We start from the raw sequence: 26,270 nt of genomic DNA on the forward strand, positions 1-26,270 counted from the left end.
CTGCGTGAGCCAGCCCCTCCCCCTCCCTGCCCTGCACGCCAGCCATGCCGGAACTTGGCTGCGCGATGCGAACGGGGCGACGCGGGGGTGTTCCAAGGGTGAGGCGGTGATGGCGGCGGCGGATACGCCGCTGTTGATGATGAACGCGCCGCTGGTGGCGAACCGGCTGGGCTATCCGGACTTGAACGGGCTCGACCTGCTGGAGTTGTTTGCGTTCGTCCATCCGGCCCAGTTCTGCGTGCCGACGCCCAAGGGCCTCGCCCATGCGCTGGGGCTGGAGGAGCCGGGCGACGATGCCGAGGTGCCGCTGCTGCTGCAAACAGCCGCGGGCGCGCTGGTGGCGACATGCGAGAGCGCGGAATGGGCGCAGCGCGAGGGCGCGTGGTCGACGCTGCAATCGCTCGCGCGGCTGCGCTGGCCGTGGGCGGGTGTGCTCGCCCCGCATGTGAAGAAGCCCGAGCGGGCCGAGAAATGGCTCTTCAGCCGCCTTCCCGAATGGGAGGAGACGCCCGAGCGCCCGCAGCCCGCGCAGGTGCTGATCGAGGAGCCGGAAATCGAGGCGCATCTCGAGCGGCTGACCGGCGAAGGTGCCGAGCGGCGCGAGGGGCAGCGCCTGTTCTCGCGCGATGCGGGCAGCGTCTTCGCCCCGCGCGACCGGGAGAAGCGTCCGCATGTGCTGCTGGCGCAGGCGGGCACGGGGATCGGCAAGACCTTGGGCTATCTCGCTCCCGCCTCGCTCTGGGCCAAGCTGTCGGGCGGCACGGTGTGGGTGAGCACCTATACCAAGAACCTCCAGCGCCAGCTGCGCCGCGAGAGCGCGCGCGCCTGGCCCGCGACCCGCGAGGACGGATCGCCGCCGGTGGTGGTGCGCAAGGGGCGCGAGAATTACCTCTGCCTGCTGAACCTGGAGGATGCGCTGCAGGGCGGTTTTGCGGGACGGCCCGCAATCCTTGCGCATCTGGTCGCGCGCTGGGCCGCCTACACGCAGGATGGCGATATGATCGGCGGGGATTTGCCCGGCTGGCTCGGCACGCTGTTCCGCAAGCGCGGCATCGCAGCGCTGACCGATCAGCGTGGCGAATGCGTCTATGCCGGGTGCCCGCATTACCGGAAATGCTTCATCGAACGCAGCGCGAGGAATGCCGCGCAGGCCGATCTGGTGATCGCCAACCATGCGCTGGTGATGGTCAATGCGGCGCGCGGGCGCGACCAGGGCGGGCGGCCGACGCGGATCGTGTTCGACGAGGGGCATCACGTGTTCGATGCAGCGGATTCGACCTTCTCCGCTGCGCTGACCGGGCAGGAAGCGATCGAGCTCCGCCGCTGGATCGTCGGGCCGGAGAAGAATTCGCGCGGGCGGCGGCGCGGGCTGGCGGCACGGCTGGCCGATGTCGCGAGCTATGACGATGCCGGCGGCGAGGCAGTGGAAGCGGCAGTCGAGGCGGCGCATGCCCTCCCCTCCGAAGGCTGGCTGGGGCGGCTGGCGGAAGGCGCGCCGATCGGCCCGGTCGAGGAATTGCTGGCGCAGGTCCGCGCGACCACCTTCGCGCGCGACGAAAGCGGGCTGGAGGCAGGCTACGGTATCGAAACCGAGACTGCGCAGATGCCCGGCGAGCTGGTCGAGGCGGCGGGCACGGCGGCGCAGGCGCTGGCTGCCATCCGTGTGCCTTTGCTCAAACTTGCCGGGCGACTGGAGGCAGTGCTGGAAGACGCGCCCGATTGGCTCGACGGGCAGGGCCGCGCGCGCATTGAGGGCGCACGGCATTCGCTTGCCTGGCGGATCGACCTGATCGCGGCTTGGGAAGCGCTGCTCGGGCGGTTAGGCGGCCCGGCGGACCCGGAGTTCGTCGACTGGCTGCAAGTCGACCGCAACGATGCGCGCGAATTCGACGTGGGTCTCTACCGCCACTGGCTCGACCCGATGAAGCCCTTCGCCCGTGTGGTCATGGAACCGGCGCACGGCCTCATGATGACCAGCGCCACGCTGACCGATCGCGACGAGAGCGGGCCGGACTGGCCGCATGCCATCGCCGCCAGTGGCGCACCGCATCTGGAACTTAATCCGCGCACCGCGCAGGCCGACAGCCCGTTCGACTATGCCAACCGCGCCGAGGTGCTGATCGTCACCGATATCCGCAAGGGCGACATTCCCGCGATGGCGGGCGCCTATGCGCGGCTCATCGAGGCGAGCGGCGGCGGGGTCCTCGGCCTGTTCACCGCGATCCGCCGGATGCGCGCGGTCTATGGCCGCATCGCCGACCGGCTCGCGCGGGCGGGCCTGCCGCTCTATGCACAACACGTCGACCCGATCGACACCGGCACGTTGACCGACATCTTCCGTGACGATCCGCGCGCCAGCCTGCTCGGCACCGATGCCCTGCGCGACGGGGTCGACGTGCCTGGCGAGAGCCTGCGCTGCGTCGTCCTCGAAAGCGTGCCCTGGCCGCGCCCGACCATCCTCCACCGTGCCCGCCGCGCCGCCGCTGCCGAGCAGGAAGGTGGCGCCAAGCGCTACGACGACCGCATCATACGCGCGCGGCTGGCGCAGGCCTTCGGCCGCCTGATCCGCAGCCGCGACGATTCGGGCCATTTCATCGTCCTCTCCAGCGCTTTCCCCAGTCGCCTTCTCTCCGCCTTCCCCGAAGGCACACCCGTCATCCGCCTGACCCTCGAAGAGGCTTTACAGCGCGTCGCGAAGGGTGTTGGAACGGATGTGCCCCAAGTCGCAGCGGAGAACGACGCCTCGTGAAAATCCTCGGCCTGCTCCGCCATGCGAAATCCGACTGGGGGGACAATGACAAGCGCGATTTCGACCGAGGCCTCAACGATCGCGGCCATCGCGGCGCCAAGGTGATCGGCGAACATATCCGCCAGCATGGCGTGAAATGGGACAAGCTGATCGCCAGCCCCGCCGAGCGAGTGAAGCTGACGCTGGCCGACGCTCTGCCAGGTCTCGAGGCGAAATGGGACGAACGCCTGTATCTCGCCGGGACCGACACGATCATGGACGTCCTGCGCGACTGCGGCGGCGATGCCGATATGGTGCTGCTTTCGGGCCACAATCCCGGCCTCGGCGATATGCTGTTCGAACTCGTACCGCCCAAGAACGAGAACGCGCAGTATGACGAGGCGAAGGTGAAATTCCCCACCGCGGCCTATGCGGTCTACGAGCTCGATATCGACAGCTGGTCGGACCTGCGCGACGGCTGCGGGACGCTGGTCCATTTCGCCCGGCCGCGGGATCTCGACGAGGATCTGGGGCCGGAATACTGACCGTCAGCTTGCAGCAAGGATAGCACGGCTAGATCGCGGTTTCTCTCCAGCGAAAGCCTTCGAATGAAACGCCTTTCACCCATTCTGGGCGCATGCCTCGCCTCAGCTGCTGCGACCTCTGCCCATGCGGGTGAAGTGTATGGCGGCATTATGGCGCATGGGGTCGATACGCCCTTCACCTTCGAAACCAATGAAGAGGGCTTCGACCTCCAGGCGGGCGTTCGCAGCGAGCCGATCGAGGCGCTGTCCTTCGTCGGCAAGCCTTCGCTCTACGCTTTCGGGTCGGTCAACACGGCGGGGGACACCAACTTCGTGGCGGCCGGGGTCAGCTGGAAAGTCGATTTTGGCCCCGTCTATTTACGCCCCGGCATCGGGCTCGCCCTGCACGATGCCCCAGCGTTCAGAGTCGATCCCGCAACCCGCATCCGCACCGACCTAGGCAGCCGCGTGCTGTTCGAACCGGAAATTGCCCTCGGAGTGCCGATTTCTGATCGGGTTTCGCTTGAGGCCAATTGGGTGCATATCAGCAATGCCCGTCTGTTCAATTCCGAGCAAAACCCCGGCATCGATATGATCGGTGTGCGCGCTAATCTGGCGTTCTAGCGGAGAACCCGCGGCCCCTTCCCGCTTTCGCCCCATTTATCCTGCGCATTATAGAGCGCGCACTTCTTCAGGCTCAAACATCCACAGCCGATACAACCGTCGAGGTCTTCGCGTACCTTGTCCAGCTGCGCGATCTGCGTATCGATGCGCTGGCGGATGGTGACGCTGATGCGCTTCCAATCCGCGGCGGTCGGCGTGCGGCCATGGGGGAGGCCCTTCATGGCCTCCTCGATCTCTGCCAGCGACAGGCCGAGGTTCTGCGCGATCAGGATGAAGCTCAACCGCCGGATGTCGCTGCGCAGGAAGCGGCGCTGGTTGCCGCCAGTGCGCATCGGCTCGACCAATCCCTTGTCTTCGTAGAATCGGATGGCCGACACGCTGAGGCCGGTGCGGCGGGCAAGATCGCCGATGGTGAGCAGGTCGTTCGCTTTCATCGATCAGACTGATAGCGCATTTGGACCTTGACCTCAACTTAGCTTGAGGTTGCATGAGTATGTGCATCGCCATTTGAACAGGAGAACATCCATGGCCAATGCACGATTAGAACACGTTAATTTCTCAGTCACTGACGGGGAGCGCAGTGCGAAGCTGCTGGAACAGCTGACCGGCTGGCACCGCCGTTGGGAAGGGCCGTCGCTCGACAACGGACGCTCGATCCACCTCGGCGACGACCATGCCTATGTCGCCATCCACACCAGCCCGCGGATCGTTGGCGTTTTCGCCAAGAGCGTGCCGATGAATCACATCGGCATCGCCGTCGACGATCTCGACGCTGCCGAAGCCGTCGTGATCGAACACGGCCTCGAGACTTTCAATCACGGCAGATACGAGCCCGGCCCGCGCAGCTTCTATTTCTTCGACTGGGACGGGATCGAATTCGAGGTGGTCAGCTATGAATGAGATCATCCTGCGCGAAGGAATCTTCGCACGTCGCCCTGCCTCAAAGCAACCACCGCGCGGAAAGGCGCAGGCACCGACGCAGGCGCAATCTTCGCATTCCCAAACGCCGCGCGTGGTGTATCGTCCCGCCTGACCATCAGGGGACGACCATGCACCGACTGCTTCTTGCCGCCGCCACCCTTTCTCTCGCCGCCCCGCTTGCCGCGCAGACCGTGGCGGTGACCGCCGATCGCTTGCTCGATGTCGAGAGCGGCCGCTATGTCGAGCAACCCGTGGTGGTGGTGGTCGACGGCAAGATTACGCAGGTCGATCCCGGCGGCACCGTGCCGGAAGGTGCGCGTCACATCGATCTGGCGGGGCACACACTGCTCCCGGGCCTCATCGACATGCATGTGCACCTCGACGGGCGACCCGAGTATGGCGGCTATTCCGGCCTGCAATTCACCGACCGGTTCTGGACCGTGATCGGTGTCGCCAATGCGGAGCGCATGCTGAAAGCCGGCTTCACGACCGTCCGCAATGTCGGCGACGACGACTACAATGTCGCCGGGATCGATCAGGCGATCGAAGCAGGCTGGATCACCGGCCCCCGCATCGTCAATGCCAATCACTCGCTCGGCGCGACAGGCGGGCATTGCGACAGCACCTTCCTGCCGCCGAGTTTCGAGGCGAAGAGCCCTGCGGTTGGTGACAGCCCGCAGGAATTGCGCAAGCGCGTGCGCGAACAGCGGAAATACGGGGCGGAGGTCATCAAGGCTTGCGCAACCGGCGGCGTCTTCAGCCGCAATACCGCGCCGGGCATCCAGCAACTCACGCTGGAGGAATTGACCGCCATTGCCGACGAGGCGCATTTCTGGGGGCTCAAGGCCGCTGCCCATGCGCACGGCGCGGCAGGCATCAAGGCGGCGATCCGCGCCGGCTTCGACACGATCGAACATGCCAGCTTTGCCGATGACGAGGCGATCCGCCTTGCCAAGGAGCGCGGGACTTTCTTCTCGATGGATATCTTCAACACCGAATACACGCTGAGCCAGGGCGCGGCGAATGGTGTGCTGGAGGAGAACCTCGAGAAGGAGCGGCAGGTTAGCCAGGCCCAGCGCGATGCCTTCCGCCGCGCGCATCGGGCCGGCGTGAAGATGGTCTTCGGCAGCGATGCGGGCGTGATGCCGCACGAGGACGTCGGCGGGCAGTTCCGCGTGATGGTCGAGTACGGGATGAGCCCGATCGAGGCAATCCGCGCGGCGACACTCAATGCCTCGCGCGCGCTCGGTCAGGAAGGCGAGGTCGGAGTCGTGAAGCCCGGTGCCTGGGCCGACATGGTCGCAGTGTCGGGCGATCCGTTGGCCGATGTCGGCGAGCTGGCCGACGTCGATGCCGTCATCAAGGGCGGTGCGCTGGTCGACTAGCTGCCGCACTGCCGTGATATCCGGCGAGCGCGGTCATCGGCACGTCTTCGAACCGCCCAAGCCAGCGGCGGGCCATTTTCGCCAGCGGCATGGGGTTGAGATAATGCCGCTTGCACCGGCCGTCCCGCTCGCTCGCGACGAGTTCGGCGGCTTCCAGCACGGCGAGGTGCTTGGCCACCGCCTGCCGCGTCATCGGAAGTTCCGCGCTGAGATCGGAAAGCGTAAGCCCGCCCTCCTCGCTCAGCCGGTCCAGCAGGAGCCGGCGGGTCGGGTCGGAAAGGGCGACGAAGGTGTCCGTCATGCCGCGAAGGCTAATCCGCCTGCGCCGAGTCGCTCAAGTTTTCGCGCCTAGAGCAGCGAGACTTGTCCACGGCGAGACGACTTCACTTAAGGAAAATTGTACTGGTATTTGTACAATTTTCTTGCTAGGACCGTGCCCATGGAAGTGTTGACCTATTCGGATGCCCGCGCCGGCCTCAAGGCGTTGATGGATCGCATCGTGCGCGACAAGAAGCATGTCGTCGTGACCCGGCAGAAAGCCGAATCCGTCGTCATGCTATCGCTGGAAGACTGGAACGCGATCGAAGAGACGATGCATCTGCTTTCCAATTCCCGCAACGCATCCCGACTTTCAGAGTCGATTGCCGAGCTCGAAGCCGGAAAAGGCACCGAACAGGATCTTTCAGCTGGATGAAGCTCGTTTGGTCGACGCACGCCTGGGACGACTACCTCTACTGGCAGGTCCATGACCGGAAAACACTGAAGCGCCTGAATAAGCTCATCAAAGAGTGCACGAGGACGCCATTCGAGGGCACGGGAAAGCCGGAACCACTCAAAGGCTCGCTGCAGGGATGGTGGTCCCGCCGCATCACGCTTGAAGACAGGCTTGTCTATCGCGTCGTCGGCGAGGGCAAAGGGCAAGCGCTCGAGATAGCCCAATGCCGCCTGCATTACTGAAATCGCCCTAAGCATTCCCAACGACGAAACATGCGGCGGCCACCAGCGCGCCGGCCCAGCGATTGGAGCGGAAGCGTTCGAGCGGATTGGCCGGATCGTCGGCATCGAGAGTCGCGACCTGCCATGCGAGATGGCCCGCCGCCGGGATCAGGCCAAGCAAGGCGACCCAGTCTGCGCGATAGAGCCAGAAGGCGAGCGCCCACAGCGCCACCGCGCCAGTGTAGAACAGTGCGACACCACCCTTCACATGGCCGCCCAGTCGCAGTGCGGACGAGCGGATGCCGACCAGCGCGTCGTCTTCGCGATCCTGCAGGGCGTAGATCGTGTCGTATCCGATCACCCACAGTGCAGCGCCCGCATACATCGCCGCCAGCATGTCCCAATTGTCGGCGCGCAGTTGCGTCCAGCCGACCAGCAATCCCCAGGTAAACACCATGCCGAGCCATGCCTGCGGCCACCAGGTGATGCGCTTCATGAAAGGATAGGCCGCAACGAGCGCGAGGCTTGACAACGCGACGCCTTGCGCGAGGGGCCGCAGCTGCAGGAGGACGAGCAACCCGATCAGGCACAATACGAGCAGCCACCCCCAGGCGAGCTTTTTCGGGATACGGCCACTCGCGACGGGACGGCTGGCAGTGCGCGCCACCTTCCGGTCGAGTTCCGCGTCGACGATGTCGTTATAGACACAGCCAGCACCGCGCATTGCGATGCTGCCGAGCAGCAGCCAAGCGAGCAGCGCGAGCTGCCAGCCCGCCCCCGTCAGCCAGACACCCCACACACAAGGCCAGAACAGCAGCCACCAGCCGATCGGCCGGTCAAAGCGCGCCAATTGCGCGAGGTCGCGCGGCACCTGCGGCAAGCGCGCGACGAGGCCGTGATGCTCGCTGTCCGGGACGACATCGGGTGAGACTGTCTCGCTCATCGCTTGCTCCCTACCCTCCGACGTGCCACCTGCAAAGCCATGCCCGCTACCCCAACATGGCCGCCCAAGAGCGCGCCGCGCCTGTTCGTGGAAGACGAACTCGGCACCGGTCGCACAATCGCCGTCGAAGGCAATCAGGCGAATTATCTCGCCCGTGTCATGCGGGTGAGCGAAGGCGATACGGTGATCCTGTGCGACGACATCACCGGCGAGTGGGCCGCAACGGTCGCTCAATCCGACAAACGGCGTGTGGACCTCACCGTCGAGCGACATCTGCGCCCACGCGAGCCAGTGCCCGATTTCTGGCTATGCCCTGCCCTGCTGAAGAAGGACCGCTTCGATCTCGTGCTCGAAAAGGCGACCGAGCTCGGCGTTGCGCGGATCGCCCCGATCCTGACGCGGCGCTGCGTTGCCGACAAGCTCAATCCCGAGCGTGCCGACACGATCGTGACCGAAGCCGCCGAACAATGCGCGCGTACGGCACTTCCCGAAATTGCGCCGGTCGCGAAGCTGGATGCGTTCCTGCGCGACTGGCCGCAGGACCGGCACCTGTTCTTCGCCGATGAAGAGGGCGGCGAACCGGCCGCCGATGCCTTTTGCTATGCCGAGGGTGGTGCAGGCCTGCTGATCGGGCCGGAAGGCGGCTTCGACGATGCCGAGCGCGCCGCAATTCGCGCGCATCCCGCCTCTGTCGCGATCAGCCTGGGTCCACGGATCTTGCGCGGCGAGACCGCCGCTATCGCGGGAACCGCCGTCTGGATGGCCGAAGCGGGCGACTGGCTGGGCGACGAATAAAACGCTTTCCTCGGAAGGATCGCTTGCCTAACGCGACCGATCATGAGCACGCGCGAGACCTCCGGCGAAGCCGATCCCGTGATCGAATCCCGCGACCAGCTGGTCGCCCCGATGCAGCGCGGCGAAAAACCCAAGGATCGCTGGCGGATCGGAACCGAGCACGAAAAGCTCGTCTTCCGGCGCGAGGATCACCGCGCCCCGTCCTATGACGAACCCGGCGGCATCCGCGACATTCTGATGAGCCTGCGGCAGTTCGGCTGGGAACCGGTCGAAGAAGGCGGCAAGGTCATCGCGATGCGCGGAGAGGACGGTACGGTCAGCCTCGAGCCCGCCGGTCAGCTGGAACTGTCGGGCGCGCCGCTCGAAAACCTGCACCAGACCTGCGCGGAAACCGGTCGCCATCTCGATCAGGTCAAGCGCGTTGGCGAGGATTGCGGTGTCGGCTTTCTCGGCCTCGGCATGTGGCCCGACAAGACCCGTGACGAGTTGCCGATCATGCCCAAGGGTCGCTACGAGATCATGATGCGGCACATGCCGCGCGTTGGCAGTCTCGGCCTCGACATGATGCTGCGCACCTGCACGATCCAGGTGAATCTCGACTATTCCAGCGAGGCGGACATGGTGCAGAAGTTCCGCACCGGCCTCGCGCTTCAGCCGCTCGCCACCGCGCTGTTTGCCAATTCGCCTTTCACCGAAGGGCAACCCAACGGTTACCTGTCTTACCGCTCCCACATCTGGAGCGATACCGACCCGCACCGCACCGGCATGCTGCCCTTCGTCTTCGAGGACGGCTTCGGATACGAACGCTGGGTCGACTACATGCTCGACGTGCCGATGTATTTCGTCTTCCGCGAGGGCAAATACCTCGACGCGGCAGGTTTGAGTTTCCGCGATTTCCTCGAAGGCAAGCTGTCGATCCTGCCCGGCGAAAAGCCCACCGAAAGCGATTGGTGGGACCACCTTTCCACCGCCTTCCCCGAAGTGCGCCTCAAGAGCTTCCTCGAGATGCGCGGTGCCGATGGCGGGCCGTGGAGCCGGATTTGTGCGCTCCCGGCATTCTGGGTCGGCCTGCTGTACGACCAGAACGCGCTCGATGCGGCGTGGGACCTGGTTAAGCACTGGACGATGGACGAGCGCGAGGCGCTGCGCAATGCGGTGCCGAAACAGGCGTTCGGCGCGCCGATCCCGGGCGGCGGTACGCTGCGCGATCTGGCGAAGGAGGTACTGGCGGTTGCCAGATCGGGGCTCGCCGCACGCGGTCGCCTCAATTCCTCGGGCGATAATGAAACCGGGTTTCTCGAGACGCTCGACGAGATCGTGGCGAGCGGCAAGGTCCCGGCGCAGGTCCTCCTCGACCGTTATCATGGCGAATGGGGCGGCGATATCGCGCGCGTCTACAAATACAGTTTCTGACAGGGGGTAAGAGAGCGATGATCCAGATCAATGGCACCATCAAGCTGGGCCGAACGATCGACGCTGCGACGCGCAAGGCGATCGTCGAAATGGTCCGTGCGAGCCGCGCCGAAGACGGCTGCCTCGACTATGCCTTTGCCACCGACCTTGCCGATCCGGACACGCTCGTGCTGTTCGAACGCTGGCGCGACCGGGAAGCGCTGGAGGCGCACGGCAAATCGGCGCATATGGCTGAATTCCAGCAGATCATGGCTGCCAATCCGCCCGCATCGCGCGACTTGCGCATGTACGAGACCGACGAGGGCCAGCCGCTCGGTTGATTACTCAGCCGGCTGCGGCGCTTTCGCCTCACCCGATCGCCAGAAGAACTTGCCAAGGCGAGTCAAGGGCGCGGTCAGCAGCCCGTGCTGCGCCATCCAAGCATGATATTCGCGATATTTCGCGTCCTCGCGCAGCAGATGCGCTTCCTCGGTCTTGGCGCGCCAATAATAGATCGCGTTGACCACCAGCAGGAAGAAGCAGTTGCGGATCGTCTCGACCAGCGAACCGTCGGTGACGAGGAATGGCATGACCGCACACCACCAGAACAGGTTCTTCGCGACATAGGCCGGATGGCGGGTGAAGCGGTAGGGACCGTTGGTCAGCACGCCCCGATAGGTCAGGTTCGAAAAGCGCAGACCAAAGGCAAAGGTTGCCCAGGCATAGAAACCGGTCAGCAGGACCAGCACGGCGCCCCAGGCTGCCAGGGCCAGGTCGTTGCCCTCCAGCCAGTAGATCCAGCCGGGGGTTCCCAGTTCGTAATTGATCGCCTTGCCGTCACCCAGAATTCCCCAGACGATCGGCGGATAGCAGATGAGCGCCGCCACCCAGCCGCCGAGGAAGGGATTGCCGCTGCGTATATGCGCGTCGAGCGGCCGCATCGTGACGATGTAGCCGACGGTTCCGATCATCACATCGACCATGAACATCGCCTCGATCACGATCAGCGCCAGTTGCTCAGGCCGGCGGGCCAGCAGCCCGAAGTCCGCTTCCACCACATTGCGGAATGCGAACGGGATGATCGAGATCATGAAGGCGGTAAAAAACGCTTTGATGATCCAGCTGCGCCAATGCGCCTTGACCTCAGCCGCATCCCAGCCTTCCCGGCCAAGCAGCATCGCGCCGAAATGCCACGCATGGTCGCGCGGGTTCACCATGTAGCGGTCGATCCAGAAGACGTAAGGCAGCGACAGGAGGACCAGCGGTATCGCCGCATAGCCGAGCACCCGCATCGAGAAGAGGTAATTGCCGTCCCAGTACCAGCGGCACATGGCATAGAGCCCCGCGATGATGAGCCAGGTGGCCCACAGGCCAGCCAGCTTGACCAGCGTATCGCCGCGATCGGGATCGCGCGTGCGGCCAAGCGTCCAGTCCAACCCGGTAGAAGCACGCCGGTGGACCTTTTCCACGACCAGCGAATAGAGCGCCATCGGCAGGGCAGCGGCCAGCAGGCCGACCAGCGCTGCGTGCGGCCCGGACATCACCTCGCGCGGGCCAGGCAGGTCGAGGCTCGTCGCTATCGCAGGATATGCGCGCGCAAACAGCACCCAGGCCAACAGCCCACCCAGACCGACCAGGCCCACGATGGCCGAGACATCGCTGCGCGGCGGGTATCGAGAAGTCGTGCCTTGCGTCACCATGTCCCGGCCCGTCCTAGGGAAGAAGGGTTAACAGGCTGGCGACCATAGCGCAAAATCAGCGGAAGGCGGTGATCGTCCCGCTATCGTCGAGAATATAGAGCGTGTTGTTCGCAACGACCGGCGCCTGGCTGACCGGCTCGTCCAGATCGTAGAACAGGCTGGCCGCCCCTTCGCCCGTGCTCACACGATAGACCTCGCCCTCGCTGCTGGCGACCCACAGGCTGTTGCCGGCCAGCACGGGACCGGTCCAGAAAATCGGGCCCTTCCTGTCCTTGGGATCGCGATAGCGGGCTAGCTGGGTGATCCAGCGAACCTTGCCGCTGCTGCGCGCGATAGCCAGCAGGCGGGCATCGTCGGTCAGGGCGAAAATCCATTCGCCCGCCACCGCCGGGGTCGAAATGCCCGCAACGCTGAGTTCCCAGATACGCTGACCGGTAACGAGTTCGTAGGCCGCCATCCGGCCACCCTGCCCCAGCGCGTAAACGCGGCCGTTGTCGATGATCGGATCGGCATCGATGTCGGTCAGGGACCCGACCGAGGTCGAGATCGACGTGCGCGCGAGCGCATCGGCCCACAGCGTGCGCCCGTTCTCGTAGCGGTGCGCAATCAGCTCGCCCGAACTGTAGCCGGCGATGACGGTGCCCTGCGCTGCTGCAGGTGCAGCGACGCCGAAAACGCCAGCCTGTGTCGCCGAGGCGGCCTGTTGCCATTGCACTGCGCCATCGGACAGGTTGAGCGCGTAGATCTGGTTGTCCTGCGTCATCACGAACAGCAGGCCGAATGCGATGGTGGGCGAACCGCGCAGCGGGCCGGCCGGCTTCACCTGCCAGTCGAGCACGCCGGTCTGCGCGTCGAGCTTGATCACGTCCCCGGCGCCGTCGGTGAAATAGACCTTGCCGTCGGCATAGCTCGCCCCGCCCCCGAAGGCCGAAGCGCGCGTATCGCCGGTAAGATTGGGTGAGTAGGCCCAGCGCCGCGCACCGGTCTGTGCGTCGAAGGCGTTGAGCTCGCCGTCGGCACCCACGGCGAAGAGCAGCCCGCCGCCGATCACCGGTGCCGCGCCGAGACGCTCGCGATTGGAGCCGCCCTGCACTTGTGCGGTGAAGGCTCGCGTCGGCGCATTGGCGAGGGCGAGATGGCCGTAGGACTTGCTGGCCGTGCCGCCCGCCTGCGCCCAGCTGTCGTTGACCTCGGCCGGGGGCAGCACCACGGCCACGCCCGCCAGCGCCGGATCGACCTGCGTATTGTCTTCGATCTGGGAGAGGATCGGCGTGCGGTTGCCGAGGGTCGGCGTTTCCTTCTTGTCGCCTCCGCCGAAAAGGCCGCCGTTGCATGCGGCAAGGCTGGCGGTCAGCATGGCGGCGAGAACACCGCGGGTTATCCGGGTTGAAGGCAATGCGGCCTTACGATCCATAGTCAGCTCTTCCGTTCCGGCCGTTGCGGCCAAATCTATTGTGCGGCGCCGGCGGCGTCACCTTCGCCGACCTGCCGGGTTACGCCCTGCTCTTGCAGCAGGGCATCGACGTCCACGATGGCATCCACGCCCAGCACGCCGGCCATCTGGCGGGCGCGCGAGCGAAGGCCCTCGGGCGCGCTTTCATCCTTGGCGATCTGCGCGAATAGCGCACCTGCCTCGGCCCGATTGTCCTGGTCGAGATAGGCATGGGCAACGAGTTCGCCCGCGCTGGCGAAATAGGCGCTTCCGGGCACGGCCAGTGGCTTCAGCGCCGCGATGATCTCGTCGCTCGCCATGCTGTCGTACCGGATCGCGACTTCGCGCACCTTCGCCAGGTCGCGCAGCGCCGCTGGCGCATCGCCATTGGCAGCGACCGTCGCGAAAAGGCTTGCCGCCTCCTCGTCGCGGCCCTGCTCTGCGGCAATCCCTGCGCGCATCATCGCTGCGGCCGCAGGAGCGGCCGCGCCGTCTGCGGCGGCGAGAGCCTCCAGCTGGTCATAGCCGGATTGCAGATTGCCCGCCTCGACCTGGTCGAGCGCGCCGACCAGCGCTTCTCCGTCGCGTTCCATGGCGGCTTCCTGCCGGCTGTCCCAGAACAGGTATCCGCCGAAAGCCACGAGACCGAGGACCAGTACGGCGAGCAAGGGCTTGCCGTATTTCGACATAAATTCCTCGGTATCGCCCTGGCGTACCGCATCGTCGACTTCGCGCAACAGCGCGTCCTGTTCGGCGGCATCTCGCTTTGCCAGTTTTTCTTCGCGACTAAGGTCGTTCTTGGGTTTGAGGGCCACGTGTGGCGGGCTCCGCTATGATGGGTCGAAAATTGTCTGGCGGGTCTTTAGGCAGTGCGTCGGGCGAGGGCAATGGTCCGCAAAGCCTGTCCCCGCCCGCGTGAACCGGTGATTAAACGGCGCGCATCTGTCGTCACAGCTCGCGACCCATCGCGCTCGAATAGAGTCGGCGATAGGTCGCAATCATCTTGGCCTCGTCGAATTCGGCGACCGCCTTTGCGCGATTGGCCTCGCCCACCGCGCGGCGCACCTCTTTCGATCCCGCCAGTTCCGCCAAAGCATCGCGCAAGCCGCCCTCGCTGCCAGCCGAGGTGATGTAGGGCTCGTTCTCTTCCGCCACCATCGTTCGGATGTCGCCGACGCCGGGTGCAGCGACCGGCAGGCCGGCGGCCATCGCTTCCACCACCGAGAGCGGGAATTGCTCGGAATCGCTGGAAAGCGCGAAGATGTCGAACAGGCCGATTGCCCGCGCGGGATCGGCAACCGCGCCAGGTAGGTGCACGCGATCGTACAGCCCCAGCCGCTCGACCTCGGCCAGGATCTCGCCGCGCGCCTCCCCCTCGCCGAGGATCACGAGCTGCCATTCTTCGGGCAGCGGCGCAAAGGCGCGCACGAGCCGTGGCAGGTTCTTGATCGTGCGCAGTCCGGCCAGCGTACCGACCCACAATTCGCCGGGACGCTTGATAATGCGCAGGGCATCGGGCTTGGGCCGCATTGCGAAAGCCTTGGTGGCGATGCCGTTGGGAATGCGTTTCACCCGGCCAAGCGGCTGCTGCCAATCGACCAGCGCGATCTCCTCCAGCCGCTCGGACGGGACAACCAGCCCCGCGCTTCTCCCGAGAGCTACGCGCCGATACCACGTGCGCCGTTTCTTCAGCCGGTTAAGCTCGCTCTCGTCGAAACCGTCTTCATGATGGACCAGCGGCGGCAGATTGTGCACGTCCTTGAACAGCGTGTGGGCCATCACGGCGTCCATCGCACCCCAATTGTAGGTCAACACGAGGTCGTAGGGCCTCATCGCCTTGGCGATGCGCTGCAGACGTCCGGGCAGGGGCGCGCCCTTGAGACTGGGAAAATCGGGCTGCAGCGTCACGCGTATGCCTTTCGCGATCCCCTCGGCCGCATCCAGCCGCTCCGGTTCTGCGGAAACGATTGTATGTTCCGCTTTCGAGCCAAAGGCATTGATCAGCTGAACGCTGCGCCGTTCCTTGCCACCGGCGGCGAAGGTCGAATGCAGGTGGAGGATATGCGGGCGCCCCCCCTTGGCAGCGCTCAACGCACTTGCTCCAGCAATTCATCGATCGCAGCCCGCGCCTGGGGCTCGTCGAGTGTCGGCGCATGGCCGATCCGGGGAACGGTCACCGCACGCGCCTCGGGCATGCGCTGCTGCATCTGCGCAAAGCTTGCCTCCGATAGCAGGGGCGATACTTCCCCGCGCAAGAGCAATACCGGCCGACCGCCAAGCGCTTCGAACGCGGGCCACAGATCGGGCGGCACGGCCGCTTCATCCGCCGCGAGGATGGGGTCGGCGATCTTCATGTCGTAATCGAAAACAATGCGCCCGCTGCTCGCCAGGGTCATTCCGCGTTTCGCCATGCGCAACCAGTCGTGGACGTCGAAGCCGGGAAAGTTCTCGGCGTGTACTTCTTCCAGCGCCCGTGCGGCGTGCATCCAGGTAGCAAAGCTTCGCCCTTGCCCGACATAGCCCTTGATCGCCTCCAGCCCGGCCATTTCAAGCGCCGGTCCGATATCATTTAGTACTACGCCTGCCAGCCGCTCGGGCTGCATCGTGGCAAGGATCATGGTCATCAGCCCGCCCATCGACGTACCGATGGACACAAAGCGCTCGATCGCTTCCTGCTGGAGGAGCGCCAACACATCACCGACATACACCGGCAGCGCATAAGTTGCGCTATCGCTGGCATATTCGCTGTCGCCCCGCCCGCGCATGTCGGGCACGATGACTCGCCAGCCTTGCGCCACGAGGTGCGTGGCGAGATTTTCGAAATCGCGAGCATTGCGCGTCAGGCCATGCAGGCAGATAATCGGGGGCCGGGCGCTCGCCTTGCCGTAGTCGCGAAAATGAAGGGTGAGGCCGTCAGCGCTTTGCCAGCTGCGGTCCGAAAAGGAAGTGTCCATGATTGGCGGCGTCTGTCCCGTCGCAAGAAAAATGTGCCGCCCTTGTGCCGGGCAGCTTCGCGCTCCACTATCGCGACATGCGCGATGAACCGCAAGCCGCGAGCTACTCTCCCGATATGCCGATCATGCAGCTGGCCGAGTGGCTGGGAGATCCGGTCGTGGCGGCCGATTTTCCGCAGGTCCGGCTACGCTTCCGCAACGACCGCCATGCGGCGCCCATCGGACTGGACAACCTTCCGGACGAGGAATGGATAAAGCACTTCGGACGGTTCGCCCCGTTGCCCGACAATCTCCGGCAGCCGCTCGCACTTCGGTATCACGGGCACCAGTTCCGCGTTTACAATCCTGAGATCGGTGACGGTCGCGGCTTCCTGTTTGCCCAGATGCGCGATGCCGAGGGACGCCTCCTCGATCTCGGAACCAAGGGTTCTGGCCCGACGCCGTGGAGCAGGTTCGGCGACGGCCGGTTGACCTTGAAGGGAGCGGTGCGCGAAATCCTCGCCACCGAAATGCTCGAAGCGCTTGGCGTCTATACGTCGAAAACCTTCAGCGTCATCGAGACGGGCGAGGAATTGCAGCGCAATGACGAACCCTCGCCGACGCGCTCGGCCGTGCTGACGCGGTTGAGCCACGGGCATATTCGCATCGGCACTTTCCAGCGTCTGCTCGCCCTCGAACAACGTGACCACATGGAAGAGTTGGTCGATTATTGCCTGACGCAGTTCCCAGGTCCCCTGCCGCCGGGAGACGCGCCTGGCAGGGAGGAGCCCGCCGTGCGGCTCATGCATCTCGTGGTCGAGCGGCTGGCCGATCTTGCCGCGAGCTGGATGGTGGCGGGTTTTGTCCATGGTGTGCTCAATACCGACAACATGAACATCACCGGCGAAAGCTTCGATTATGGGCCATGGCGATTCCTGCCGCGCTGGGACCCGGAGTTCACCGCAGCCTATTTCGACCATCAGGGCCTTTACGCCTTCGGCCGCCAGCCAGAGGCGTTGCACTGGAACTGCGGGCAATTCGCGATTGCCTTGCGACTGCTGGCTGATGCGCCGCCGCTGATTGCCGCGATGGAGCGATTTGGACCGCTTTATATGGAGGCCGTCGGCCAACGGTGGTGCTGGCGCCTTGGGGTTGCCAGTCGTGGCACCGAGGCCGATGCCGCGCTGGTCGCGGCATGCGAAGCCCATTTGCGCGATAGCGGCATGGCCCCCGACGCGTTCTTTTTCCGTCATCGAGGTGGCCGCGCGACCGACGGTGCATTGGCCGAAGCGCTCAAAGGCTATGAAAGTGTCGCAAGTAGTCATCCCTACTGGTCGGGCGATGGGCCACAGGGCATGCTGATCGAGGAAGTCGAGGCTGTGTGGGCAGCGATCGACCGCGACGATGACTGGTCACCCTTGCACGAGAAGATTGCCGCCCTGCGCGTGATGGGCGCGGCGCACGGCTCACCGCCCCCGCCCGCCGGCCACGCCGGAACAATTGGCGTTTGACCCTCACCCAAGGGTAGCACATAGGCCCCAGCATGATAACCGAAGGTCGCGGGAAAGCGTAACGTGTCGAGCAGTGAACTGGTATCCACCGAACCCGCCACCGGTGCCGAAATCTGGCGCGGGACCGCTGGCGATCCCGAACAGGCCGTAGCGCGCGGCCGGGACGCCATGCGCGATTGGGCGCGGCTGCCGCTAGCCCAGCGGATCGAACTCGTCCGCCGCTTCGCCAATACTGTGCGCAAGCATGCCGAACCCTTTGCCGAACTGATCGCGCGGGAAACCGGCAAGCCGCTGTGGGAAGCGCGCACCGAGGTGGAAGCCGTGATCGGCAAGGTCGAGATTTCGATAACCGCCTATGCCGAACGCACCGGCATGAAAAAGCTGAACAGCGCCCTCCAGGGGACGGCCGCCCTGCGCCACAAGCCGCACGGGCTGATGCTGGTGCTGGGACCCTACAACTTTCCCGCTCACCTGCCCAATGGGCACATCGTCCCGGCGCTGATCGCAGGCAATGCGATCATCTTCAAGCCGAGCGAGAAGACCCCCGCGGTCGGCGAATTTCTGACGCGCTGCTTCCATGAAGCGGGCATTTCCGAAGGCGTGGTGCAGTGCATTCATGGCGGCCCCGATGTCGGCAAGACGCTGGTCGGTCATGCCGACGTCGATGGCGTGCTTTTCACCGGTTCGGCGCGCGCAGGCATCGCGATCAATCGCAAGCTGGCGACCAACCCGGGCAAGATCATCGCGCTCGAGATGGGCGGCAATAATCCGATCGTGGTGACCGACACGCCCATCGTCGCGGATGCCGCGGCTACCATCATCCAGTCGGCCTTCACCACTGCTGGCCAGCGTTGCACAGCGGCGCGGCGGCTGATCGTGGTGGATTCGATGTTCGACAAGATCGTGGCCGAAGTGAAGAAGCTGGCCGAGCGACTGATCGTCGACGAACCCTTCGCCGACCCGCGGCCCTTCATGGGCTGCGTCATCGACAACCAGAGTGCCGATCTACTGTCGGAAAGCTTTGTTGCGCTGATGGGCCGGGGCGGCAAGCCGATCGTGCACATGAAGCGGCGCGACGAGAATCTGCCGTTCCTGTCGCCCGCCATCCTCGATGCCACCGATATCAAGGAGCGCCCGGACATCGAGCTCTTCGGTCCGCTGCTGCAGGTCATCCGCGTCACCGATCTGGATGCGGCGATCGCCGAGGCGAACGACACGCGCTATGGCCTGTCCGCTTCGCTGATCGGCGGGAGCCCCGAAGATTTCGAGCATTTCTGGACCGAGATCCGCGCCGGTATCGTCAACTGGAACCGCCCGACCAACGGGGCGTCGTCCGCCGCGCCCTTCGGCGGGATCGGCCTGTCGGGCAACCACCGTCCGGCAGCCTTCTACGCAGCCGATTACTGCGCCTATCCGGTTGCAAGCACCGAGATGGAACAGCCACGTGCCAGTATCGGAATCGGCCTCAAATCCTGATCCCACCCGGCGGCAGGGAGATTTTCTGGCCTAGTTGCTGGTGACAAGGTCGATCTGGGTCACGCCCTGATCGAGCCTGCGGCCGTAGATCACATAGGCCGACTGGCCCTTCGTGCCGCTCAGGATGTTGTCGCCACCCTTGCTCGTGTGCTCGACGTTGAAGCCTGCTTCGCGCGCGCGGGTGCTGTAGAAAGCGAAGACGTCGTTCAGCGCTACCGGCGTGTAGAAAGACACGACCCTGAGCGCGCATTCGCCCTCGTCCGTGCCTGCCGCCTCCTGCGTATTGCCGCGCGGATAGACCGGGAATGCCGTGGGGAGTTTCGCCGCCCAGGCAGAGCCGTATTCCGCGCTCTGCGCGCAATTGGTCCCGCCGGGCTGCACCGCAGCGCGGGCCGCGGCGACCATGGCGGCTGTGTCGGGCGCGTCAGCCGCGAGCTGTTTCGCTGCAGGCGCAGGCTTGAGGTTCGCGGCCCCGCCGACCATTTGCGAAGCGCGGTCGCGCGCGGCGGCAATGGCCTCCTCGCTCTTGTCGATCTGCGGGATTGCGGCGCTGCCGGTGCCGGACAATGCGGCCCCCGCCTCGTTCTGCCCGGACAGATCGGGATCGGTCGCCAGCCCGTCATTCAACGCCTGTTCGCTCGCCGGATCGACGGTGTCGCCATCCTGCCCCCCATCGGGCCCGGAACCACACGCAGCGAGCACCGCCAAGGGCGCAATAGTGGCCAGGAAACGCAAGGTCATCGAAACTCTCCGGCAAATTGAGCAGTCATCTGTGCTGCGAATACCGCTTCCACACCAGCCAGTGCGCAGCCCTTGCGTCATATCGGGACAATCGGCTGCGGAAAAGGGAAAGGGCGCCCCTCGTCTCCGGAAGGAAGACGAGAGGCGCCCTGACGGCCCCGTGTTGTTATTGCGGGTGCCGCCGTTTCACCCGCGGGTGGGCGCGGGCGAAAGTCCGGTGGTAGGCTTAGCCGCAGCGCGTGTTGGAGCGGTCGATGCTGCGTCCGAGCAGAGCGCCTGCCGCGCCGCCGAGGATCGCGCCCAACGTGCGATCGCCGCGACCGGCGACCTCGTGTCCGATCAGCGCGCCGACGCCCGCGCCGACAAGGAGGCCGGTCGTGCCATTGTCACGGCGGCAGTAATACCGCCCGTCGCGGCCGCGCCAGATCCGCGTGTCGCGGCGGACGGGCTCGCCATAGTAGCGGTCGTAGCCCATGTAATAGGGCCGCGGCGCACGCCGGTCGCGGTAGTCGCGATAGGAGCGACGATCGCTGTAATAATGGCGGTCGCGATGACGCTTCCAGTGCTTGCGCGTCTTGCCGTGCTCGTAAACATGCGTGGCCGCTGCGTCGGCATGGACGGCAGCATGCGCCGCCGGCGATGCGTGCATTGCCGGTGCGGCAGAGGCCGGAGTGGCAAGCGCGAGGCCGGTCGCGGCAAGCGCCATTGCGGGAAGCTTGAACGGGTTGGCCATGAGATATTCCTTCGATTGATCCGTGTGCGATTCGATAACGTTAAGGTTTAAGCCCCGGAAGCTGAACCGAATGCAACAGCGTGGTCAGAAACGAATTTTGCGACAGACCGACCATCTGCGGTCGATAAATTGAGCCTTGCCGCCACCTTCCGGCAGGCCTAGCGCCTGCTCAGGATGACAAAGGCCGCACAGAGTCACGATCGCACAGGCCTTGGCGCGGCGCTGGGTGCCTATGTCATCTGGGGCTTCCTGCCGTTGTATCTGATCCTGGTGAAAAGCGTGCCTGCCTTCGAATTCGTAGGCTGGCGGATCATCTGGACGCTACCGCTCTGCTTGCTGATCGTCGCCTTCCGCAAACAAGGTACGGAAATCCGCGTGGCATTGCGGAATCGCAAGGTCCTTACCCTGCTCTTGCTCAGCGCCACCCTCATTGCCGTGAACTGGGTGGTCTATGTCTGGGCGATCCAGAACGGGCAGGTCTATGCCGCCAGTCTGGGCTACTACATCAATCCCCTGGTCAACGTGCTGCTCGGCACGCTGTTGCTTGGCGAGCGGTTGACGCGGCCGCAATGGCTCGCGGTGGCGCTTGCTGGCGTTGGCGTCTCGCTGCTGCTGGCAGGTGCGCTGACGACGCTGTGGATCAGCCTGACGCTGGCACTGAGCTTCGGCACCTATGGCCTGATCCGCAAGCAGGTACCGGTCGGATCGCTTCCGGGCCTTACGATCGAATCGGCCATCCTGCTACTGCCCGCACTCGGCGTCGCCTGGTATTACGCAGGCCTGCCGGCCGGCTCGGCCTTCGCACAGGACATCGGCCTCAGCTTGGCGATCATGTTGGGCGGGGCGCTTACGGCCTTTCCCTTGCTGCTGTTTGCCATCGCTGCGCGCAAGCTGCCCTATTCGACGCTCGGCTTCATCCAGTTTCTCGCCCCGAGCATCGTCTTCATCCTCGGTCTGACGGTTTTCGGCGAAGATCTGAAACCGGTGCAAGCCGCCTGCTTCGCCTGCATCTGGGGCGCAGCGGCGATCTTCGTGTGGGACCTGTGGTCGCGGTCTAGGACGCCAGCTGCCAGCTGAGCGTTTCGCCAGCGTGGAACGGCACGATTTCCGCGGCGCCGCCATTGACAGTGGCCGGCACCTGCTGCGCCACCTTCTCCAGCATGATTTCGCCCTCGTTCAGCGGCAATCCGTAGAATTTCGGGCCGTTCTCGGACGCGAAAGCCTCGAACCGGTCGAGCGCGCCCTCCTCCTCGAATACGGTGATATAGCTTTCCAGCGCATGCGGCGCGTTGAAGATGCCCGCGCAACCGCAGTCGCTTTCCTTGTCGTGGCGATGGTGCGGCGCGCTGTCGGTGCCTAGGAAGTATTTGGTCGAGCCACCGGTCGCCGCCTCGCGCAATGCCAGCCGATGCTCCTCGCGCTTGGCGACGGGCAGGCAGTACATATGCGGGCGAATGCCACCGACGAGGATGTCGTTGCGATTGATATGCAGGTGCTGTGGAGTGATCGTCGCCCCGATATTCGCGCCGGACGCATCGACGAATTCGACCGCCTGCCGCGTTGTGATGTGTTCGAAAACGACCTTCAGTTCGGGCAACCGCTCGATCAGGGGCGCCAGGATGCGGTCGATGAACACTGCCTCGCGGTCGAAGATGTCGATATCCGAATGGGTCACTTCACCATGTACGCAAAGCGGCATGCCGATCTGCGCCATCCGCTCCAACACACCCGAGATATTCGCGACATCGGTCACCCCATGCGCCGAATTGGTCGTGGCACCGGCCGGATAGAGCTTGGCAGCGGTCAGCACGCCGTCGGCAAAACCTGCCACCAGATCATCCGGGTCGCTCTGGTCGGTCAGGTAGGCGGTCATGAGCGGAGTAAAGTCGATGCCCTCCGGCACTGCCGCAGTGATCCGATCGCGATAGGCAGCCGCCAGCGCGCTCGTGGTAACCGGCGGGGAGAGATTGGGCATCACGATGGCGCGGGCAAATTGACGCGCGGTGTGCGGCACGACCGCGCGCATGGTATCGCCGTCGCGGAAATGCAGGTGCCAGTCATCGGGCCGGCGCAGGGTGAGCGTCTGTGTCATCGCGCGCGCCTTAGCCCGCCTGCCGGCGATCTTCCAGCCACTGGCGCGCATCCGCCTCGCCCTGCTCCCAAGTACGCGTGACCTTGCTTGCATCGGAAAAGTCGATCTTGTCGGCGGCGACTTCGCGCGTCGGCTGGATATAGGTGCGGCGCGCGTCCTGCGGCAGCTTGCCGTAGATGCTCGTCAACAGAACCAAAGTCGGCCCGTGATCGTCGTCCGGCAGGGGCGCCTTGTCGAGCATGCCGCCGTCAAGCACGCGGTCGCCATCCCACTCGGGCACATCAAAGACAGGTGGTATGGTTGCCGCGGCGCAGATGAGGTCGATCAGCTTGCCGTCGCGCGCAGCCTGCCGCGCGTCCACCCGTAATTCGCTCAGCCCGGCAGCCCGCGGCCATTCGAGATGCGGGGTGGAACGCACTGCCTGGTCCAGCTTGTAGAGCAGCCCGTAGAAAACCGCCGCCAAACGCGGCGAAAGCGTGCCCGGCGGGCAGGAAAGGGTCACTTCGTACTCCGGCCCCGCAGCGATCCGCTCAATCGCTTCGGCGTCGAGCGTCGTCTCCACTACGGCGCGGTAAATTTCCTGGTGCGGCGTGAAATTGCTGCGCTTGCGGTCGAAATTCGCATCGTTGATTTCGAAGGCTTCGGTCATCAGCATCTTCAGATCCTGCTCGCGCCCGCCGATCCAGGCCGCCGCACTCAATGCCCCGCCCGACACGCCACTGATCCGCGCAGGCGACAAGCTAGCCATATCACCCAGGCCGGACAGGAAGCCGCCGTGCCAGAAACAGCGGATGCCGCCGCCGGAGAAGACCAATTGCTCGATATCGCTGAACATCGCTTTGCCTATGCCCGCGCCGCCCCTATCTGTCACCCATGACTGCGACACGATTGTTCGACCGTGCGGTGATCCGCCTGGCCCCCCGCCAAGCGGACGAGAGCGTTGCCGATTTCCTGCAAGGACTGGTGACAAACACCGTCAAAGGCTTGCTTCCCGTCTATGCCGGCCTGCTGACGCCGCAGGGGAAAACGCTGTTCGATTTCCTCGTCTGGCCCGGCGCGGCAGGCGAATTGCTCATCGATTGCGAGGCGGAAGCGGCAGAAGACCTCGTGCGGCGCCTGTCGCTCTATCGCCTGCGGCGGCCCATCGATATCGCGATCGATCCCGCGATTGGCGTCCACTGGCGACCCGAGATGGGTGACGGCGGGGCAGCCGACCCTCGTCTCGGTGCGCTCGGCCAGCGATGGCTGGCGCCGGTCGACGACAGCGACGAAGCGGCCGATGCGGTGTGGCGCCACCATCGCCTGTCGCTCGGTGTGCCCGAGGGCCGCGCGGAGCTGGGCGACATATTGTGGCTCGAAACCAACGCCATCGAGCTCAACGGCGTGGATTTCTCCAAAGGCTGTTACATCGGGCAGGAGAATACCGCGCGGATGAACTGGCGCAGCAAGATCAACCGGCGGCTGGTGGTGGTCCCGCTCGCGAAATCGGACGAGAAGCGGCGGAAGATTGCCTATGCCGACAAGGAAGTCGCGATTGACCACCTGCGAACCGATGCGATCGATCCGGATATGGCACCCGTCTGGCTGAAAGAGGCGTTAGCCGAAAGCTGACTGACAGATCTGCCGCTTCGCCTACATCTGTAGTCAGATTGTAAGCGGAGGTTGCCTCGATGATTTTCCGACTGTTCCTGAGTCTCGCCCTGGGTCTTGCTGCCGTCCAACCGCTTCTCGCGCAGGCCGAGGCGGATCCGGCAATCACAGAGGCCGACAAGGCGGATGTCGTCCGCACTTTGGCGGAAAAGCTGCGCGCGAATTACGTTTTCCCCGACATCGCCGAACGCGCCGCCGACGAACTGATCCGGCGATCCAAGGACGGTGCCTGGGCGCAATTCGAAACCGCAAAGGCCTTCGCCGATGCCCTGCGGAGCGATTTGCGCGAGCTAGGCAATGATCGCCACCTGCAGGTGCGTTACGACCCGAGCTTCGTCGAAATGTCGCCTGGCGATAGCGGAGGACCATCGGAGGAAGAGACGGCGCAGATGCGCCGCGAAATGGCCTCCAACGCCTATGGGATCCAGCGCGTGGCGCGTTTGCCCGGAAACATCGGCTATATCGACGTTCGTTTTTTCGGCCCCACCGAATTCGTCGCCCCGGCTTATGAAAGCGCCATGCGACTGCTGCAGGGTAGCGACGCAATCATCGTCGACCTGCGCTCCAATGGCGGGGGAGACCCAGACAGCGTGGCCCAGCTGGCCAGCCACTTCTTCGCGCAAGGCGACGAACGGCATCTCAACAGCATCTACAGCCGGATAGAGGATACCACGCGCGATTTCTGGACGGTCCGCTCGGTCGAGAGCCGGTTCACCGGTCCGGTGTATGTCGTCACGTCCGACTACACTTTCTCGGGCGGCGAGGAATTCGCCTACGACCTGCAGGCGCAGGAGCGAGCCACACTGGTCGGCGAGACCACGGGCGGCGGCGCCAATCCCGGCGCGCCACTATCGCTTGGCCATGGTTTCTATGCCTTCATCCCGACCGGCAGGGCGATCAATCCGATCACCAAGACCAACTGGGAGCACGTGGGTGTCGTGCCCGAACATTCGATTGAAGCTGAGCGCGCATTGCAGAGCGCCTATGCCATGGCGCTTCGCAAGCTGAGCACGTCGCACGACGACAGCGACCGGCGGGAAAAGCTCGAAAGTTTCGCACAGCCGAATAGCGATGCCATGCAGATGGTGCCTGATTGGAAGCACCCCCGCGAGTAGGCCGCGGGATCAGTCTTGCGCGTTTAGCGCGGCGATCGAGCTTACCAGCATCCGCTCCGCCCGGTCGCGGGCGGCGGTTGCCGGGAGGCCGAGCGAGCGCGACAGCGCGCTGCCGATCAGCGCGTCGCCCATCGCCATGAGGACCAGTGCGAGCGTTTCCTCGTGCACCTGCATCGGGTCGCCACCGTGCTCGGCTTCCTCCGGTGCGATCTCATCGACCAGATTGTGGATCGTCTCGACGATAGGGGTCAGCGCGTCTTCGTTTCCAGTCAGGATCATCCAGCTGGCAAGGGCGCCCGCTCCTTCCTTGTCGAAGGCGTCGAAGGCCAGGTCCACGACCTCGCGCGGGCTGCCCAGACCTGCCCGGCTCGCTCGCACGGCATCGATGATCGTGTCGCAGACGGTCCCGGCAAGATGGCCCGCAAGCGCCTTCTGCAGGCCTGCTGCGGATCCGAAATGATGCAAAAGATTCGCGTGCGTGCGGCCAATGCGCGCGGCGACCGCCTTGAGCGTGACCGCTTGCGGCCCGGCCTCGATCAACAGGCCGCGTGCCGCCTCCAGCGCGGCGAGGCGCGATTCTTCGGGCGACAATCTCTTGCGGGTAGCCATCGACAAGGCGTTAACCCATCGCGGCGAACT

General features: G+C 64.9%; 28 protein-coding genes. 15 read left to right on the top strand and 13 right to left on the bottom strand.

The genetic code is table 11. The features are described 5' to 3' along the window. The first annotated feature begins 4 nt into the window (after positions 1-4). The 3 genes from P8Q88_RS11150 (at position 5) to P8Q88_RS11160 (ending at position 3,876) form a co-directional block, all read left to right on the top strand. The gene (locus tag P8Q88_RS11150; protein ID WP_278323905.1) at positions 5-2,749 is read left to right on the top strand and encodes an ATP-dependent DNA helicase; all 2,745 of its coding nucleotides are present in this window, start codon (positions 5-7) and stop codon (positions 2,747-2,749) included. Beyond that, entirely contained in the window at positions 2,746-3,273 is a 528-nt protein-coding gene (locus tag P8Q88_RS11155; protein WP_278323906.1) for a SixA phosphatase family protein, read from the top strand. The genes P8Q88_RS11150 and P8Q88_RS11155 overlap by 4 nt, the downstream gene beginning before the upstream one ends. A 63-nt stretch (positions 3,274-3,336) precedes the next feature. Next, positions 3,337-3,876, top strand: coding sequence for an acyloxyacyl hydrolase (locus P8Q88_RS11160; RefSeq protein ID WP_278323907.1), 540 nt, complete (start codon positions 3,337-3,339; stop codon positions 3,874-3,876). On the opposite strand, the gene soxR is transcribed toward P8Q88_RS11160, so the two are convergent. Continuing rightward, a complete protein-coding gene (soxR, locus tag P8Q88_RS11165) occupies positions 3,873-4,310 on the bottom strand; it encodes a redox-sensitive transcriptional activator SoxR (protein WP_278323908.1) in 438 nt (145 codons plus the stop codon). The two genes, P8Q88_RS11160 and soxR, sit on opposite strands and share 4 nt — an antisense overlap. Before the next feature lie 91 nt (positions 4,311-4,401). Here soxR and P8Q88_RS11170 point away from each other — a divergent pair, with 91 nt between their 5' ends. Beyond that, complete coding sequence (locus tag P8Q88_RS11170; protein WP_278323909.1) at positions 4,402-4,776, top strand: VOC family protein; 375 nt, start codon at positions 4,402-4,404, stop codon at positions 4,774-4,776. A gap of 149 nt (positions 4,777-4,925) precedes the next feature. Next, a complete protein-coding gene (locus P8Q88_RS11175; protein WP_278323910.1) occupies positions 4,926-6,182 on the top strand; it encodes a Xaa-Pro dipeptidase in 1,257 nt (418 codons plus the stop codon). Here P8Q88_RS11175 and P8Q88_RS11180 read toward each other — a convergent pair. After that, a complete protein-coding gene (locus P8Q88_RS11180) occupies positions 6,157-6,483 on the bottom strand; it encodes an ArsR/SmtB family transcription factor (RefSeq protein ID WP_278323911.1) in 327 nt (108 codons plus the stop codon). The two genes, P8Q88_RS11175 and P8Q88_RS11180, sit on opposite strands and share 26 nt — an antisense overlap. 138 nt (positions 6,484-6,621) lie before the next feature. On the opposite strand from P8Q88_RS11180, the gene P8Q88_RS11185 reads away from it, so the two are divergent. Further along, positions 6,622-6,876 carry a type II toxin-antitoxin system Phd/YefM family antitoxin gene (locus P8Q88_RS11185; protein WP_278323912.1) on the top strand — a complete coding sequence of 85 codons (255 nt, stop codon included), beginning with the start codon at positions 6,622-6,624 and terminating at the stop codon, positions 6,874-6,876. Further along, the gene (locus P8Q88_RS11190; protein WP_278323913.1) at positions 6,873-7,139 is read left to right on the top strand and encodes a Txe/YoeB family addiction module toxin; all 267 of its coding nucleotides are present in this window, start codon (positions 6,873-6,875) and stop codon (positions 7,137-7,139) included. Before P8Q88_RS11185 ends, P8Q88_RS11190 begins: the two co-directional genes overlap by 4 nt. A gap of 7 nt (positions 7,140-7,146) precedes the next feature. Here P8Q88_RS11190 and ubiA read toward each other — a convergent pair whose 3' ends face one another. After that, positions 7,147-8,061: a 4-hydroxybenzoate octaprenyltransferase gene (gene ubiA, locus P8Q88_RS11195; RefSeq protein ID WP_278323915.1), complete on the bottom strand. Its 915-nt coding sequence runs from the start codon at positions 8,059-8,061 to the stop codon at positions 7,147-7,149. Between the two features lie 39 nt (positions 8,062-8,100). Here ubiA and P8Q88_RS11200 point away from each other — a divergent pair, with 39 nt between their 5' ends. Genes P8Q88_RS11200 through P8Q88_RS11210 form a run of 3 tightly spaced genes read left to right on the top strand, consistent with a single transcriptional unit; the run spans position 8,101 to position 10,589 of the window. Next, complete coding sequence (locus tag P8Q88_RS11200) at positions 8,101-8,856, top strand: 16S rRNA (uracil(1498)-N(3))-methyltransferase (protein WP_278323916.1); 756 nt, start codon at positions 8,101-8,103, stop codon at positions 8,854-8,856. 42 nt (positions 8,857-8,898) lie between these two features. After that, positions 8,899-10,269 carry a glutamate--cysteine ligase gene (locus P8Q88_RS11205; protein ID WP_278323917.1) on the top strand — a complete coding sequence of 457 codons (1,371 nt, stop codon included), beginning with the start codon at positions 8,899-8,901 and terminating at the stop codon, positions 10,267-10,269. Between the two features lie 17 nt (positions 10,270-10,286). Next, on the top strand, positions 10,287-10,589 hold the full coding sequence (locus P8Q88_RS11210) for a putative quinol monooxygenase (RefSeq protein WP_278323918.1): 303 nt from the start codon (positions 10,287-10,289) through the stop codon (positions 10,587-10,589). On the opposite strand, the gene P8Q88_RS11215 is transcribed toward P8Q88_RS11210, so the two are convergent. The 5 genes from P8Q88_RS11215 to P8Q88_RS11235 all read right to left on the bottom strand — a co-directional run bounded on the left by P8Q88_RS11215 (position 10,590) and on the right by P8Q88_RS11235 (position 16,334). Beyond that, a complete protein-coding gene (locus tag P8Q88_RS11215) occupies positions 10,590-11,948 on the bottom strand; it encodes a methyltransferase family protein (protein ID WP_278323919.1) in 1,359 nt (452 codons plus the stop codon). It abuts the gene before it with no gap. A 55-nt stretch (positions 11,949-12,003) separates the two neighbouring features. Next, on the bottom strand, positions 12,004-13,362 hold the full coding sequence (locus P8Q88_RS11220) for an outer membrane protein assembly factor BamB family protein (protein WP_278323920.1): 1,359 nt from the start codon (positions 13,360-13,362) through the stop codon (positions 12,004-12,006). Positions 13,363-13,397: 35 nt separating this feature from the next. Continuing rightward, positions 13,398-14,195, bottom strand: coding sequence for a tetratricopeptide repeat protein (locus tag P8Q88_RS11225; RefSeq protein ID WP_278323921.1), 798 nt, complete (start codon positions 14,193-14,195; stop codon positions 13,398-13,400). 133 nt (positions 14,196-14,328) lie between these two features. Beyond that, positions 14,329-15,471 (bottom strand): glycosyltransferase family 4 protein, encoded by a 1,143-nt coding sequence (locus tag P8Q88_RS11230; protein ID WP_278323922.1) that lies wholly within the window; start codon positions 15,469-15,471, stop codon positions 14,329-14,331. Then, a complete protein-coding gene (locus P8Q88_RS11235; RefSeq protein WP_278323923.1) occupies positions 15,468-16,334 on the bottom strand; it encodes an alpha/beta fold hydrolase in 867 nt (288 codons plus the stop codon). The genes P8Q88_RS11230 and P8Q88_RS11235 overlap by 4 nt, the downstream gene beginning before the upstream one ends. A gap of 77 nt (positions 16,335-16,411) precedes the next feature. On the opposite strand from P8Q88_RS11235, the gene P8Q88_RS11240 reads away from it, so the two are divergent. Both P8Q88_RS11240 and astD read left to right on the top strand, forming a co-directional pair. After that, positions 16,412-17,824, top strand: a complete 1,413-nt coding sequence (locus P8Q88_RS11240) for a protein adenylyltransferase SelO family protein (protein ID WP_278324483.1) — start codon at positions 16,412-16,414, stop codon at positions 17,822-17,824. Between the two features lie 63 nt (positions 17,825-17,887). Further along, positions 17,888-19,300, top strand: coding sequence for a succinylglutamate-semialdehyde dehydrogenase (gene astD / locus P8Q88_RS11245; RefSeq protein ID WP_278323924.1), 1,413 nt, complete (start codon positions 17,888-17,890; stop codon positions 19,298-19,300). A gap of 30 nt (positions 19,301-19,330) precedes the next feature. On the opposite strand, the gene P8Q88_RS11250 is transcribed toward astD, so the two are convergent. Both P8Q88_RS11250 and P8Q88_RS11255 read right to left on the bottom strand, forming a co-directional pair. After that, positions 19,331-20,041 carry a hypothetical protein gene (locus P8Q88_RS11250; RefSeq protein WP_278323925.1) on the bottom strand — a complete coding sequence of 237 codons (711 nt, stop codon included), beginning with the start codon at positions 20,039-20,041 and terminating at the stop codon, positions 19,331-19,333. 226 nt (positions 20,042-20,267) lie between these two features. Further along, positions 20,268-20,774, bottom strand: a complete 507-nt coding sequence (locus tag P8Q88_RS11255) for a glycine zipper 2TM domain-containing protein (RefSeq protein ID WP_278323926.1) — start codon at positions 20,772-20,774, stop codon at positions 20,268-20,270. A gap of 174 nt (positions 20,775-20,948) precedes the next feature. Here P8Q88_RS11255 and rarD point away from each other — a divergent pair, with 174 nt between their 5' ends. Further along, a complete protein-coding gene (gene rarD / locus P8Q88_RS11260; RefSeq protein WP_278323927.1) occupies positions 20,949-21,851 on the top strand; it encodes an EamA family transporter RarD in 903 nt (300 codons plus the stop codon). Here the strand turns inward: rarD and pyrC are convergent. Both pyrC and P8Q88_RS11270 read right to left on the bottom strand, forming a co-directional pair. After that, positions 21,829-22,866, bottom strand: a complete 1,038-nt coding sequence (gene pyrC, locus P8Q88_RS11265) for a dihydroorotase (RefSeq protein WP_278323928.1) — start codon at positions 22,864-22,866, stop codon at positions 21,829-21,831. The two genes, rarD and pyrC, sit on opposite strands and share 23 nt — an antisense overlap. 10 nt (positions 22,867-22,876) lie before the next feature. Next, positions 22,877-23,701 (bottom strand): patatin-like phospholipase family protein, encoded by an 825-nt coding sequence (locus P8Q88_RS11270; protein ID WP_278323929.1) that lies wholly within the window; start codon positions 23,699-23,701, stop codon positions 22,877-22,879. A 38-nt stretch (positions 23,702-23,739) separates the two neighbouring features. Here P8Q88_RS11270 and ygfZ point away from each other — a divergent pair, with 38 nt between their 5' ends. Together ygfZ and P8Q88_RS11280 are read left to right on the top strand one after the other, a co-directional pair. After that, positions 23,740-24,477, top strand: a complete 738-nt coding sequence (ygfZ, locus tag P8Q88_RS11275; RefSeq protein ID WP_278323930.1) for a CAF17-like 4Fe-4S cluster assembly/insertion protein YgfZ — start codon at positions 23,740-23,742, stop codon at positions 24,475-24,477. 59 nt (positions 24,478-24,536) lie between these two features. After that, complete coding sequence (locus P8Q88_RS11280; RefSeq protein WP_278323931.1) at positions 24,537-25,631, top strand: S41 family peptidase; 1,095 nt, start codon at positions 24,537-24,539, stop codon at positions 25,629-25,631. Between the two features lie 9 nt (positions 25,632-25,640). Here P8Q88_RS11280 and P8Q88_RS11285 read toward each other — a convergent pair whose 3' ends face one another. Continuing rightward, positions 25,641-26,240 carry a TetR/AcrR family transcriptional regulator gene (locus P8Q88_RS11285; RefSeq protein ID WP_278323932.1) on the bottom strand — a complete coding sequence of 200 codons (600 nt, stop codon included), beginning with the start codon at positions 26,238-26,240 and terminating at the stop codon, positions 25,641-25,643. Positions 26,241-26,270: the final 30 nt, after the last annotated feature.

The organism is Qipengyuania marincola (assembly GCF_029688625.1).
Classification (GTDB): domain Bacteria; phylum Pseudomonadota; class Alphaproteobacteria; order Sphingomonadales; family Sphingomonadaceae; genus Qipengyuania.

Bases quoted from the DNA above. Each gene is read 5' to 3' on its own strand.
- P8Q88_RS11235 (WP_278323923.1), bottom strand. From the start codon at position 16,334: ATGGACACTTCCTTTTCGGACCGCAGCTGGCAAAGCGCTGACGGCCTC.
- P8Q88_RS11160 (WP_278323907.1), top strand. From the start codon at position 3,337: ATGAAACGCCTTTCACCCATTCTGGGCGCATGCCTCGCCTCAGCTGCT.
- P8Q88_RS11210 (WP_278323918.1), top strand. From the start codon at position 10,287: ATGATCCAGATCAATGGCACCATCAAGCTGGGCCGAACGATCGACGCT.
- rarD (WP_278323927.1), top strand. From the start codon at position 20,949: ATGACAAAGGCCGCACAGAGTCACGATCGCACAGGCCTTGGCGCGGCG.
- P8Q88_RS11285 (WP_278323932.1), bottom strand. From the start codon at position 26,240: ATGGCTACCCGCAAGAGATTGTCGCCCGAAGAATCGCGCCTCGCCGCG.
- ygfZ (WP_278323930.1), top strand. From the start codon at position 23,740: ATGACTGCGACACGATTGTTCGACCGTGCGGTGATCCGCCTGGCCCCC.
- P8Q88_RS11255 (WP_278323926.1), bottom strand. From the start codon at position 20,774: ATGGCCAACCCGTTCAAGCTTCCCGCAATGGCGCTTGCCGCGACCGGC.
- P8Q88_RS11175 (WP_278323910.1), top strand. From the start codon at position 4,926: ATGCACCGACTGCTTCTTGCCGCCGCCACCCTTTCTCTCGCCGCCCCG.
- P8Q88_RS11250 (WP_278323925.1), bottom strand. From the start codon at position 20,041: ATGACCTTGCGTTTCCTGGCCACTATTGCGCCCTTGGCGGTGCTCGCT.
- P8Q88_RS11270 (WP_278323929.1), bottom strand. From the start codon at position 23,701: ATGTTCAGCGATATCGAGCAATTGGTCTTCTCCGGCGGCGGCATCCGC.
- soxR (WP_278323908.1), bottom strand. From the start codon at position 4,310: ATGAAAGCGAACGACCTGCTCACCATCGGCGATCTTGCCCGCCGCACC.
- P8Q88_RS11180 (WP_278323911.1), bottom strand. From the start codon at position 6,483: ATGACGGACACCTTCGTCGCCCTTTCCGACCCGACCCGCCGGCTCCTG.
- P8Q88_RS11200 (WP_278323916.1), top strand. From the start codon at position 8,101: ATGCCCGCTACCCCAACATGGCCGCCCAAGAGCGCGCCGCGCCTGTTC.
- P8Q88_RS11220 (WP_278323920.1), bottom strand. From the start codon at position 13,362: ATGGATCGTAAGGCCGCATTGCCTTCAACCCGGATAACCCGCGGTGTT.
- P8Q88_RS11170 (WP_278323909.1), top strand. From the start codon at position 4,402: ATGGCCAATGCACGATTAGAACACGTTAATTTCTCAGTCACTGACGGG.
- P8Q88_RS11185 (WP_278323912.1), top strand. From the start codon at position 6,622: ATGGAAGTGTTGACCTATTCGGATGCCCGCGCCGGCCTCAAGGCGTTG.
- P8Q88_RS11280 (WP_278323931.1), top strand. From the start codon at position 24,537: ATGATTTTCCGACTGTTCCTGAGTCTCGCCCTGGGTCTTGCTGCCGTC.
- P8Q88_RS11215 (WP_278323919.1), bottom strand. From the start codon at position 11,948: ATGGTGACGCAAGGCACGACTTCTCGATACCCGCCGCGCAGCGATGTC.
- P8Q88_RS11240 (WP_278324483.1), top strand. From the start codon at position 16,412: ATGCGCGATGAACCGCAAGCCGCGAGCTACTCTCCCGATATGCCGATC.
- P8Q88_RS11205 (WP_278323917.1), top strand. From the start codon at position 8,899: ATGAGCACGCGCGAGACCTCCGGCGAAGCCGATCCCGTGATCGAATCC.
- pyrC (WP_278323928.1), bottom strand. From the start codon at position 22,866: ATGACACAGACGCTCACCCTGCGCCGGCCCGATGACTGGCACCTGCAT.
- ubiA (WP_278323915.1), bottom strand. From the start codon at position 8,061: ATGAGCGAGACAGTCTCACCCGATGTCGTCCCGGACAGCGAGCATCAC.
- P8Q88_RS11190 (WP_278323913.1), top strand. From the start codon at position 6,873: ATGAAGCTCGTTTGGTCGACGCACGCCTGGGACGACTACCTCTACTGG.